Source organism: Pseudoalteromonas phenolica (assembly GCF_001444405.1).
Classification (GTDB): domain Bacteria; phylum Pseudomonadota; class Gammaproteobacteria; order Enterobacterales; family Alteromonadaceae; genus Pseudoalteromonas; species Pseudoalteromonas phenolica.
This window is the reverse complement of record NZ_CP013188.1, coordinates 599683-612002: the sequence shown is the minus strand read 5'-3', so window position 1 is coordinate 612002 and position 12320 is coordinate 599683. Positions and strand designations below refer to the sequence as shown.

The 12320-nt window shown below is 42.0% G+C and carries 9 protein-coding genes; 5 read left to right on the top strand and 4 right to left on the bottom strand.

What is annotated here, in order from left to right:
- Window positions 1–85: 85 nt before the first annotated feature.
- Window positions 86–625, bottom strand: a complete 540-nt coding sequence (locus tag PP2015_RS19815) for a manganese efflux pump MntP (RefSeq protein WP_058032573.1) — start codon at window positions 623–625, stop codon at window positions 86–88.
- Window positions 626–969: 344 nt separating this feature from the next.
- Here PP2015_RS19815 and PP2015_RS19810 point away from each other — a divergent pair, with 344 nt between their 5' ends.
- Both PP2015_RS19810 and PP2015_RS19805 read left to right on the top strand, forming a co-directional pair.
- Window positions 970–3414, top strand: coding sequence for a TonB-dependent receptor (locus PP2015_RS19810; RefSeq protein ID WP_227009284.1), 2445 nt, complete (start codon window positions 970–972; stop codon window positions 3412–3414).
- Window positions 3415–4935, top strand: a complete 1521-nt coding sequence (locus tag PP2015_RS19805) for a tetratricopeptide repeat-containing sulfotransferase family protein (RefSeq protein ID WP_058032219.1) — start codon at window positions 3415–3417, stop codon at window positions 4933–4935.
- Window positions 4936–4939: 4 nt separating this feature from the next.
- Here PP2015_RS19805 and PP2015_RS19800 read toward each other — a convergent pair whose 3' ends face one another.
- The 3 genes from PP2015_RS19800 to PP2015_RS19790 all read right to left on the bottom strand — a co-directional run bounded on the left by PP2015_RS19800 (window position 4940) and on the right by PP2015_RS19790 (window position 7614).
- The gene (locus tag PP2015_RS19800; RefSeq protein WP_058032218.1) at window positions 4940–5383 is read right to left on the bottom strand and encodes a DUF3291 domain-containing protein; all 444 of its coding nucleotides are present in this window, start codon (window positions 5381–5383) and stop codon (window positions 4940–4942) included.
- 347 nt (window positions 5384–5730) lie between these two features.
- The gene (locus tag PP2015_RS19795) at window positions 5731–6594 is read right to left on the bottom strand and encodes a GNAT family N-acetyltransferase (RefSeq protein WP_058032217.1); all 864 of its coding nucleotides are present in this window, start codon (window positions 6592–6594) and stop codon (window positions 5731–5733) included.
- Window positions 6595–6849: 255 nt separating this feature from the next.
- On the bottom strand, window positions 6850–7614 hold the full coding sequence (locus tag PP2015_RS19790) for an alpha/beta hydrolase (RefSeq protein WP_171041644.1): 765 nt from the start codon (window positions 7612–7614) through the stop codon (window positions 6850–6852).
- Window positions 7615–7892: 278 nt separating this feature from the next.
- On the opposite strand from PP2015_RS19790, the gene PP2015_RS19785 reads away from it, so the two are divergent.
- The 3 genes from PP2015_RS19785 to PP2015_RS19775 all read left to right on the top strand — a co-directional run bounded on the left by PP2015_RS19785 (window position 7893) and on the right by PP2015_RS19775 (window position 12309).
- Entirely contained in the window at window positions 7893–9362 is a 1470-nt protein-coding gene (locus PP2015_RS19785) for a PfaD family polyunsaturated fatty acid/polyketide biosynthesis protein (RefSeq protein ID WP_083496695.1), read from the top strand.
- A 14-nt stretch (window positions 9363–9376) separates the two neighbouring features.
- Window positions 9377–10489 carry an ACP S-malonyltransferase gene (fabD, locus tag PP2015_RS19780; RefSeq protein ID WP_058032216.1) on the top strand — a complete coding sequence of 371 codons (1113 nt, stop codon included), beginning with the start codon at window positions 9377–9379 and terminating at the stop codon, window positions 10487–10489.
- Window positions 10490–10566: 77 nt separating this feature from the next.
- Window positions 10567–12309 carry a carbamoyltransferase family protein gene (locus tag PP2015_RS19775; RefSeq protein WP_058032215.1) on the top strand — a complete coding sequence of 581 codons (1743 nt, stop codon included), beginning with the start codon at window positions 10567–10569 and terminating at the stop codon, window positions 12307–12309.
- Window positions 12310–12320 lie beyond the last annotated feature (11 nt).

Genomic DNA, 12320 nt, shown 5'->3' with positions numbered 1-12320 from the left:
AAAATGACAATAAAATGGACGTTGTCATATTAGGTAGTGGAACAACAAGTAAGCCTTAAATTAAAACAAGAAAAGTGTTTATATGTTAAAGCAGCAAAAACTTAAATCCAATCAAGATTAAAACCACGCCACCCAGTATCTCAGCTTTATTTTCCAGCCAAGTACCAGATTTATTGCCAACCAAAACACCGACATAACTAAACACAGCGGTAATAACACCAATAATAAAACAGGAAAAAATAGGGTTTACTGGTATTAAGTTTAAAGTGAACCCTGCAGCCATCGCATCAATACTGGTAGCAATAGCCAATAAGCACATTACTTTCTGCGTTAACTGTTTAAATTCAGCCTCCTGCTCAGAGTCAACCCCTTCGTATATCATCTTTGCGCCAATTCCACAGAGTATTATGAATGCAATAGATTGTTTGAAGTCACCAAGCCAATTCAGTAAACCTACTCCACCCAAGTACCCAATTAGTGGCATCGCCCCCTGAAATGCACCAAAATAAATCGCACACATTAGAGCAAGTTTACTTAAATTATCTTGCTTTTTTGCACCAAGCCCAACCGATACTGCAAAGGCATCCATACTGAGCGCGACGGCCAATATCAAAACTTCTAACATCTTTTTATACAAGCTACATTTATGTGGCTGGCATAGTATGCGCATTCTCTACATTGGAAAAGCACTTAAGTTGATTTTCACCTAAACACTGCAATTTAATTACACCTATAAACTTTAATTACAATTACCCACTCAGTCTCCAAAAAGGTTAAAAACGTAAAGTTTGTAAACAACAGAATAATAATTAGAAAATAAAGCAACAAGAAAAAGAAAACTTAATAAAAAACCACAAAGAATGAATATTAATTCTTTATTTTTGAATAAACATGAGTAGAATCACCGTTCTCAAAATGACGTTCAAATTAACTATGAGGTTTTACGTGTTCACGCTTTTTCGTCCTACAATGATTGCCCTTGCAGTCTCTACTGCGGTTTTACCAAGCACATTCGCACACGCGCAAACTCAGCCTAATACTGAGTTTAAAGCGCAATTATCTAAAGAGATTGAGACCATTCAGGTAACGGCAACACGACGAAAAGGCACTGTACAAGAAGCACCACTCAATATTACAGCGGTCGACAATGATGTGATGAAGCAGCAAAACATCACTGATCTTGAATCTGTATCACGCTGGGTGCCGGGTTTAACCATTACAGATCAGGGCGGCCGTGAAAGCTCACCCATCATTGTTCGTGGTTTGAATACAAATTCATCTGAGCGCGCCTCTGATTCTGGCACAGTTGCCACTTATTTAGGCGAAATCCCATTGAGTGTTAATCTACGTTTAACCGACATCGAACGTGTGGAGGTACTGATTGGCCCACAAGGCACGCTTTATGGTGCGGGCACATTAGGCGGTGCTATTCGCTATATGCTAAAGGCACCTGAACTTGATTTCACTGAGGTACAAGTGAGCGGCGACGTGTTTGCCCTATCTGAAAGCGACGATAATGGTGGCGAGTTTGGTGCGGTTTTAAACTTGCCATTGATTGAAAATACATTGGCACTGAGAACGAGCTTTAATCATTACACTAACCCAGGCTATATCGATTACAACTATGTTGTTAAAACTCCGGGTGTTAGCAAGCCAGATATTGACTGGAACAACCCAGAAGAAGTCGCACAAAACATCACACAACATAAAGACGCAAACGACGAAAGCATCACCACAGCTCGTGTGTCTTTACGCTATCAGCCATCTGATGTGTTTGAAGCGACGCTAAACTACTTTTATCAAAAACAAGAAAATGGCGCGAACAGCATTAGCCAATATCAAAGTTTGGCGAGCAGCAATCCGCTTGCTGACAAAGTCGGTAAGTACGAGTCGGCATACCGTGTATTAGAGCCAAATACCCAAGAAGATGAGCTACTCAGCCTTGAATTAAAAGTAGATTTAGATTTTGCAGAGCTTGTTTCTGCTACGGGTTTAACCGATTACGAACAAGTGGGTCAACGTGACCAAACCGATCTGCTTTATGATATTTGGCCGGGTTACGCTGACTTCCCTAGTTTTACGGCGTTAACTGACGATACCAGTGAAGTAAAAAACCTCACACAAGAAATTCGTTTAGTATCGAAAACCGACACTGCGTTAAATTGGATCGCCGGTGTCTATTACAACAAAACCGAAGGCAGCTCAGACGACCGTGAATACACGCCGGGTCTTAGCGATTTTTGGGGCGGTAATATCACCAATATCGAAAAAGACTTAGAGTATTTAGCACTCGGTGAATACGACAACAAAGAGCAAGCTATTTTTGGTGAAGTTGGCTATGCGTTTAGCGATAAGCTAAATGCCACTGTCGGTGCACGTTTTTATGAGTACGAAGTAAAGTCGCTGTCTGGTGCTGTGACACCGTTATATTCAGGAGGTATCAGCAGCATCAGCCAAGTACCAATGGAGCTGGTTGAAGCCAGCGACAATGGCTCACTATTTAAATTTAATGTTGATTATAAGTGGGACAACAACATCCTGACCTACTTCACTATCAGTGAAGGCTTTAGATTAGGCGGCGGTAATGGCGTAATGTCATGTCCTGACGTATTACCTGATCAACAGATAATCTGTGCGTTGCCACACGAAGTTGATTATAAGCCAGATACCACCACCAACTATGAATTAGGTCTAAAATCGACTTGGTTTAAGAACAAGCTACATTTGAACATCGCAGCCTTTAATGTGCTGTGGAATGATGCGCAAATTCAAGCAACCACGGTGAATGGTAAAGCCATCATTACGTCAAATGCCGGTGAAGCACAGAGTAAAGGTATTGAATTTGCGACTCGTGCAATATTAACCGATAACGTAAGTACCTATTTAACCTATTCATATGCCGATGCAAAGTTAACACAAGACGCACCAGCCCTGTTTGCAGTTTTCTCTGAAGACGACTACAGCAGCGAAGAAATCGCCGAATATCAACCTTACTACGATGGTGAAAAAGGCGATAGATTACCGGGTGCGCCTAAACATCAGTTGTCATTCGGCGTAACCTACAACACCGACGTATTGGAAGATAAACTGCTGACAATCAACTATGGTTTAACGGCACAAAGTGATGTGATCACCAAAGTAGGTTTAAAAGCTGACGGCGAAACTTTAGCGGGTTACGCTATGAGCAATTTAAGCTTCAGACTTGCCGGTGAAGCTTGGTCAACAACCCTATACGTGAACAACTTATTCGATAAATACGCGCAAACGTCAGTGCGTCGTGATAAGTCTTGGGCGGGCGAAGGTAAATATCCAGAGCTTTCAAAAGCACTGCCAGAATTACAACGTGTGTACGGGCACTATGTAACCACACCTCGTACTATTGGCCTTAAATTTAACTACCAGTTTGAGTTATAAATGACCCTAGCCAGTCAAGTTAAAGAATACCTTACAAAGGGCGCGCTTACCAAAGCGCATCCTTTATTGGTGTCTTGGTTACAACATGAGCCCAACAACCCGCAGGCTTGGGGGTTCCTGGCTGAGCTGAATTTACTCGCTGGCGATAAAAGCAAGGCCCTTAAAATTATTAGCAAAGCGTTGAGTTTAGCGCCGTCATTGCCAATTTCACTTCAACTTGCTAAAACGGCATTGTTGGCGGGCGATCACCAACAATGCGAAAATATACTCAAAGACTTAACCTTAAGTACAGCGCATCAAGCTTCTGCAATAGAACTAGATTTAGCTGCTAATTTATGGCTTCGCCTCAACCAACCATATCGCGCACTCAGTTTATTCGAGCAAGCCTATTCACTGGATGATTTGAACGCAAACATTAGTTTAAATTACGCGATATGCTTAAAAATGTCAGGCAAAATACAAGACGCTGAACAGTTATTTGAGTCTGTAATAAAGCAACAGCCTCTAAGCGAATTAGCGCACTTATCACTCGCTGAGCTCAAAGCAGACAAATCGTATACTATTCCCATTGCTTTAGAAAAGGCCCTCGAAAAGAAGCCTCAAAGCCAATATTTAAACCATGCCAAAGCCTTATATTTAGAAGCATATAAAGACTACGAAGCAGCATGGCATAGCTTTAAATTAAGTAAAGGAACTGCTGCGCAAAACGTTCAATTTGACGCAAATGCCCACCAGCAGTTCTGTTTAAATCGCATTCAAAGCTCTAATAGCGAAAAGCTTGATGCGTTTCTTACAAACACGTCCAAAACCTTTAACCAAGCTGTAGCCCCAATTTTTATTGTTGGCATGCCCCGTTCTGGCACCAGCTTGTTAGAGCAGCTTTTAGCAACGCAACCACAACTCAAAGCACTCGGCGAATTGAGTTTTTTACCTCAGATACTAAACATAAAATCGGGGTTTTATAAACAAACAGAATTAACCCTTTCGGATACTCCTGAATTACTACTTAAGCAATACACTCAAATACTTAGCCAAGACAACAAGCAAGCAAACTTGCGACAAAACAATATAAGAGGCATAGATAAACAACCGTTTAATCTCTACTTTGTCGACGTGATTTTGAAATTGTTTCCCAATACGAAAATTATTTGGCTAGTACGTAATAAATTCGATGCTTGTGTTGGTAACTTTAGACAAACCTACCAAGTAAACAGCCCATTCCACCATTACAGTTTTGATTGGCAACACATCAACGCCTGCTATGACGACTTTATGAAGTTAGGTACCCATTGGCAGCAAACATTTAGTGAAAGTTTTATGCGTGTCGATTATGAAAATTTAGTGAGCGAACCACACTCTCAGCTTGCAGATTTATTCAAATTTCTAAATATCGAAGTCGAAGGTGACCCTCTTGAATTTCATCAACATAATTACTTCTCAGCAACCGCCAGCAAGTTGCAAATAAGAAAGCCCCTGAACACGCGTTCCATCAATAAGTTTAAAGGTATTTATACTGCATAAACCGTTATAAATCATCTGGTGTGAAATTGGCTTTAAAAGTAAACGCATAAGGCGAGTCACCATGCTCTCTGAGGTGTTGTAAACGCACTTTTGCTTCTTCAGCTGTGGGAATGTGCCCCTCTTCAATCCACCATAATACATAAGAATCATCATTTAGCTTCTCGAACCACTCCCTTTTACGTCGCATAAAATCACGGTGATGAGTGCGAAACATAAAGTCTTTAAGGGAGTCAGGGCTTGTCCATACTGACATATTGATTAACAAACTCGGATCATCAAACGCTTGAATGCTCGTCGCATCACCCGATTCATCCTTTAAGCGCCATACAAAGCCTTCACTTTGTTCCGCTGTGGCATTTACCACATCGAGATTATCGACAAAGTCTTTAATTTCTGGGGCATCTAAAGGATATTTTGCTCGGGCTATATTTAATTGTGCTAAATGCATGACTCTCTCCATGAAAGTTAAAAGGCTAAGTTGCATCACAATCAAACCCGCTCAACAACTTGCTTATCTTCTTAATAGATAAGGCCAAAACGCTTTAGTTCAATGTTTATACAATAACTTGTTTAAAAATAAACAATAATAAGTCCCTAGCTCAAACAAGCTAGCACAACAATTCTTACCTATATCCTAAAGAAATCTTCATTGTAGGGGGAGGTTATGACTAAAAAAGTAAAGTTTACATGTAGACGTTTAATAACGAGGATCTAGTTATTAAAAATTAATGTTGAAAAGTAAGCGCAGTCAGAAGGCACACTATCTTCAATCGCCTCCTGATTGCGAACCCTTCTCTAACCAATTTCAAATGAGGTGATACCAAAAGTTCTTTGCAACTGAATATCAGGCTCAGTTTGCGTATACATTCTGGCGGTTTCAAAACATTGGGTCATTGCAAACTGCTCAGCCAATTTAACCGCATCATCATTAACTTGGGGCACATCTAGGAATATATCGTCATTTTCAGATACATGACAAATTAGCTGCAGATAAAGTGCACTAGCAATATCAGCCGAATCTGCGAACAGAGGGCCAATTTTATAACCCGACGCACACTGACGAATTGCACCTATGCCTTTAAGTTCGCCATTTTCAACGTAACCTAAAGCCACGCTATCACTTTGCGTGATCCAGCCTTTTAGAAACGCGTGTCTATCTGCTGGAAAAAATGCAGCACAATACTTTTTAATGTCGTTAAACTCAAGTGACGATAAAGGCTTAATATTTTCTGCATCAGCTTGTTCTATGCTTTCAATAACACCACCTTTTCGAACAAAGCGAATATTACGATGAGCCAACTTGAACCCTGACTTTTTATAGTTACCTTGTTGATCAACCACGCCATCTAAACCAACATTACAGCCATCCAAATGCATAAGCGCATGTTGCCAAAGTTGATAACCATAGCCTTGACCACGATATTCAGGCTTAACGATATAAAACCCTAAAAAACCAAAACCCTCGTCGTATTTCACTACTGAAATACTGGCTATCGGTTCATCGCCTAAGTAACCCATGTAAAAGCCACTGGTATCTACTTGATAGTACAGCTTCGCATCATGTAACCCAGGGTTCCAACCCTCGTATTCAGCCCATTTTGTGGCGAGTTCCACATCTTCAAAGCTTGCGACTTTTATCGAGAATTTTTGCTCTGACATTGTTTTTCCTTCGCTTTGTGCGTTAGTTACGTTTTAATACTTACAAGTGTTCTCTATGACTGGTTTTATACCAATCCTCAATAATACTCAATCATTTTGAGGGCTTAAAACTGACGCTAACCTCGTTGAAAATCTTGCTATTTAGAACAACTAAATGGCAAAATTTTCGCCTTACCATCATGGATGTAGGTACCTCAGCGATAGTAGGAAGCGTAAGTATTATCGACAAATTTTCCTTACCTAAAAATAAATCGCTTAATTAAGAGAATTGAGATTACTCGCAAGCTGAGCACAGCTATCTTCTTCTAAGAAACCCGCAATCAAAGTGTTTATTTTGGTTTTGAGCCATTCAGGTCCTTCATCTTCCATATCATTGTGACGCGCTTTCGGTATGGTCACCACGCAACTGGCAAACTTTTTCTGCTCAGTAGTGCTAGGTAAAACGCCCTTATCCGCAGGAAAGTCACTGGCTCTGATAGATAACACTTTAACATCGTCTCTTCTAGGCAGAGGCACACGGCGGTGATCTAGGGTAATAATATCTTGAATATAATCTTTGCCTTCATTTGCAAGCCAAGCTGAGATATCACCACCGTTCGAATGTCCAACTAAAGTAAGATTATCGAAGTCATAGTTTTTAAAGCGCGGCTTCAAGTTATTACGAATGAAATCAAGAGTCACAGCCCCTCGAGACCAATTTTCACTGCGCGTTTCATATAAATTACCTGACACAGATAAAGGAGGGTCATTTGGTAACTCATGGCCGATTGCCACAACCATATAACCTCTTTGTTCAAACAAGTTACCAATGAATTGATAATTTGAGTGCGACACACCATAACCAGCGCTTACAAAAGCGACCTTACAAGGCGATTCAGCTTTACATGCGCCAGTTTGAACTGGATAAGAGATTTCAATGGGTATGTAACGATCACGAGATTTGTCAAAAATCACATCTGCTAGCACCGAAAAACTAAAACTAGCTCCTAATAACACTAGCCCCTTCATCAAATACTTCATCGATTAATTAATCCTTTTTAACTGCTTATCTTTTATTATTGCTCCATATAATAAAGTAATTCTTTGTTTATCATAAAGAAAAGTTTACCTATTGAGGATAAAGCTTCTTTTTATTGGATACTGAATTACCTAATACGTAACTTGTTTTGCACAAACTAAGAAAACTTTGCACCAGTTTTTCATAACTTTGTTTTTATCTCTTTTTATTCATATTCATTTTCTTTCCATATTTCTCAAAGAAGATGACGATTAATATAGCCAAATTAGCATCATAACAAATGCAAAAGACCATAAGTCCACTTACTCAAGCAAGCAATTTGCATTTAGAAAATGAGCATTTAAAAAGCTCGAACTCATTTCTAAGCTGTACGGGGTCAATTCAACCTTCTGCCTTAGGTAACGCACAATTCAAAAAAGAGTATGGTCTTAAATACGCATATATTGCTGGCGGTATGTATCGTGGTATCGCCTCTAAAGAGTTAGTCATTTCACTTGCAAACGCTGGCGTGATGGGCTTTTTAGGCACAGGCGGCAAGCAACTAAAAGACATTGAACAAGACATAGTTCATATTCAAAGCAAGCTCACACATGGCCAAGCATATGGAATGAATATGGTGGCAAATTTAGACTCGCCAGATACCGAACTTGCAACCATCGAGCTCTATCTCAAGTATGGGATTAAGTGTATTGAAGCCGCCGCGTTTATTCACATTACACCTGCTCTGGTACTGTATCGCTTACAGGGTTTATACCAAGATGAGCAAGGCAATGTGCGCTCCCACAATAAACTGATCGCTAAACTCTCTCGCCCAGAAGTCGCCAATAACTTTTTATGCCCAGCACCTCAGCAAATCGTCCAACAACTGCTTGATGAGCACAAAATCACAGCCGAGCAAGCAAGGTTGAGCCAATCTATTTTTATGTGTGACGACATTTGCGTCGAAGCTGACTCAGGCGGCCATACAGACAGAGGTCAGCCCGCTGTTTTACTACCCGCAATCCAAAGCTTACGGGACCAAAAAGTCGCTGAGTTCGGCTTTTTGTACTCTCCTAGAGTTGGGCTAGGTGGCGGCATTGGTACGCCAAATGCTGCCGCAGCCGCTTTCATGATGGGCGCAGACTTTATTCTCACGGGCTCTATCAACCAGTGTACCGTCGAAGCCGGTACATCCGATACCGTTAAACACATGCTGCAACACATCAATGTGCAAGACACTGAATATGCGCCCGCTGGTGATATGTTTGAATCCGGTGCCAAGGTGCAGGTACTAAAAAAAGGCAGCTTTTTTGCTGCGCGTGCCAACAAGTTATTTCAACTTTATCAGCAATATGACTCGCTCGATGCCCTACCGCAAAGAATACAAGCGCAGTTACAAGACAAGTACTTCAACATGAGCTTTGACGAGATCTGGCAACAAACCAAAGACTACTTGCTTGCATCTAAGCGCCCACATGACGTCGAGCGCGCTGAAAAAGACGGTAAATATAAAATGGCCCGCGTGTTTCGCTGGTACTTTGCCCACAGCATGAAGCTGGCCTTTAGGGGCGATGAGCAAATGCGAGTGAACTTTCAAGTACATACCGGCCCTGCTCTTGGGGCATTTAATCAGTGGGTCAAAGGCACAGAGCTTGAACCATGGCAAAACCGTCACGTTGACAAAATTGCCGACAAACTGATGCAAAACACCGCTGACTTGATGAATGCCAAAGTGCAACAACTGCTAGCAGCTAACCTCGTTTACAAATAAAAAACGGAGTAGATATGAAAACATACATATTTCCGGGACAAGGATCACAATACGTCGGTATGGGCAAACCGCTTTTTGCTGAGTTTCCTGCGTATGTTGAGCAAGCCAGTGAGTTGCTTGGCTACTCAATCAGCGAGCTGTGCTTGGCAGATCCCAACAAGCAGCTTAATCACACCCAATTTACTCAGCCTGCGCTTTATGTCGTCAGTGCCCTCGCCTTTTTACAACAGCAAAAACAACAAGGAGCTGCGGACTATTTAGCAGGTCACAGCTTGGGTGAATACGCGGCGTTATTTGCCGCAGGTGCAATCAGTTTTGAAACTGGATTAAAGCTGGTACAAAAGCGCGGTGAGCTCATGAGCAAAGCAGCCCCCGGCGCCATGGCCGCGGCGCTAAATATTAGTGAATCCAATTTAAAAGGCGCACTGGCTGAGAGCAACTTAAACGCCATTGATATTGCCAATTTGAATGCGCCAGACCAAATCGTGATCTCAGGGCTTGCAGAAGACATTAACCAAAGCCAAGCTTTTATTGAACAGCTAGGTGGCCTCTTTATCAAACTCAATACCAGTGGTGCCTTTCATTCTCGCTATATGGCCCCTGCGCAAACTGAGTTTGCTGAATTTATTCAAGGCTTTGAGTTTAAAACTCTACAAACACCTGTCATTGCTAATGTCACAGCACAGCCTTATCACCATGCAGATATCGCTCAACACTTAATAGCGCAAATTACCCAACCTGTGCAGTGGACTAAAAGCGTTGAATATTTGCTCTCGCAAGGTGATATGGAGTTTTTAGAGATTGGGCCAAAAAAGGTGCTCACTAAGTTAGTACAAACCATTGAAAAGCAGTTTGTGATGCCAGTGCAACACAGTGACGTAACAACACCATCAAATATTCAAGCAGGCATTACGCCGCAGCAGCAGGTTGCACACTGGAATAGCACCTATCCAGTAGGCACAGAGGTGTTTATCAAGGGACAAATAACCCCCTATAAAACCCGTACTCAAGCAACATTACAATTTGGCCACCGTCCTACACTTTATTTGCACGGTTTCGGTGGGTACTTCCATTTAACTGATTTACGCCCTGCCAAGCAGCTCGCACCCATTCCAGTGACGGCTTAAATCCATATGAATACAGTCACAGGCCCAAATAAGGCCATCAACAGAATAAAACTTAACAATATTTTTGGACTACAGAGATGAAATATTACATTGGCTTAGCTACCTCATTTCACGACCCTGCTATTGCAATCGTTAACGCAAAAGGCGAACTCATTTTCGCAGAAGACGCAGAGCGATTTTTAGGCTATAAACGTGGCCTTTATTGTATGCCTGACAACCCTTACTACATTGAAGAAGTACTTAAAACCCACTGCGCCGATTGCTCTGAACTGGTGATTGCCAAAACATGGAGTAAGGGCCGCGAAAAAAGCACCAACATTTTAGAAAATGTGGTTTTGAGTATTTTAGAGACTTTCTCATTTAATATTGACGTCAACACCCGTGATATTAAAGATCAGTTCTACTTTGCTCGTGCCTCTCAAGCAGCAGCTGGCAGAACCCTATCACGCTTTTTTGAAGCAGGTTGCCGCAACTTTATCGTCGGTAACTACCGAACCAAAAAACCAACGGATGTACGCTATCACGATCACCATTTAACCCACGCTGCCAATGCCTGTTTTAACAGCCCATATGATGACGCGACCTGTATCGTGGTAGATGGCATGGGCGAGAAAAGCAGTATTGCCTATTACACCTACAAACATGGCAAGATTAAACCTGCGCCGATCAAAGTAAAACGCTCATTTAAGAGTTTAGGTTTGTTCTACACCATTATCTGCGAAAACCTCGGCTTTGATCCGCTCAAAGGTGAAGAGTGGAAAGTGATGGGTCTTGCCCCGTACGGTAAAAAAGACCAAAAAGTCTATGATTTACTGCGCTCATCTTTGCAGGTTAAAAACGGTAACTTTGCAGTTCCGAAAAACCTGAATGCCATCATGAAAGAAATCAAAAGCATGGCAAGAGAACCAGGTGAGTCGGTTGAACGCTACAAAGACTTTGCTTACACAGGCCAGTTGGTGTTTGGTGAAATCTTCATGGATTTAATCAACGCCGCGTACGAGTATGCACCGTCTAAAAACCTATGTATTTCAGGCGGCTGTTCACTGAACTCCTCATTTATGGGCACCGCCCTTGAGCGCTCTAAATTTGACAACATTTTTGTACCTTCAGCCCCAGCTGATGACGGCAATGCCATTGGCGCTGCATTTTTAAGTTACCAACAAGACAACCCAAGTTGGCAGCCAAGTAAAACCGTGCAATCGCCATACACAGGCTCGACAGTCAAAGAAAAGTCACTGCAAAAGCTGGCGCAATACGGCCACTTAAAAGCCACAGATTACGGCGATGAGGTCTTCAAAAAGACCGCAGAGTTTTTAGCACAAGGCAAAATCATCGGGTGGGCACAAGGCCGCGCCGAATTTGGTCCGCGCTCTTTAGGTAACCGCTCAATCCTCGCAAACCCATGTTTGCCAGATATGAAAGACACCATCAATGCCCGCGTTAAATTCCGTGAAGAGTTCAGACCGTTTGCACCGTCTATCTTGCACGAGCACGGCGATGAATATTTTGAAAACTACCAAGAGTCGCCTTATATGGAGCGTACTTTAGTCTTTAGAGAAGAAGTACGAGACAAGGTGCCTGCGGTTGTACACGTCGATAACACAGGTCGTTTGCAGTCAGTGAAAAAAGAGTGGAACGAACCTTACTACAACTTGATCAGCAGCTTTAAAGAGATTACAGGCGTGCCTGTTCTACTAAACACCAGCTTCAACATTATGGGTAAGCCCATTGTGCATTCTGTTGAAGACATGCTCGCGGTGTTCCTGATGTCAGGCATCGATGTGTTGGTGATTAACAACACTATTTACGAAAAGAGCTAACAGCAAGCGCC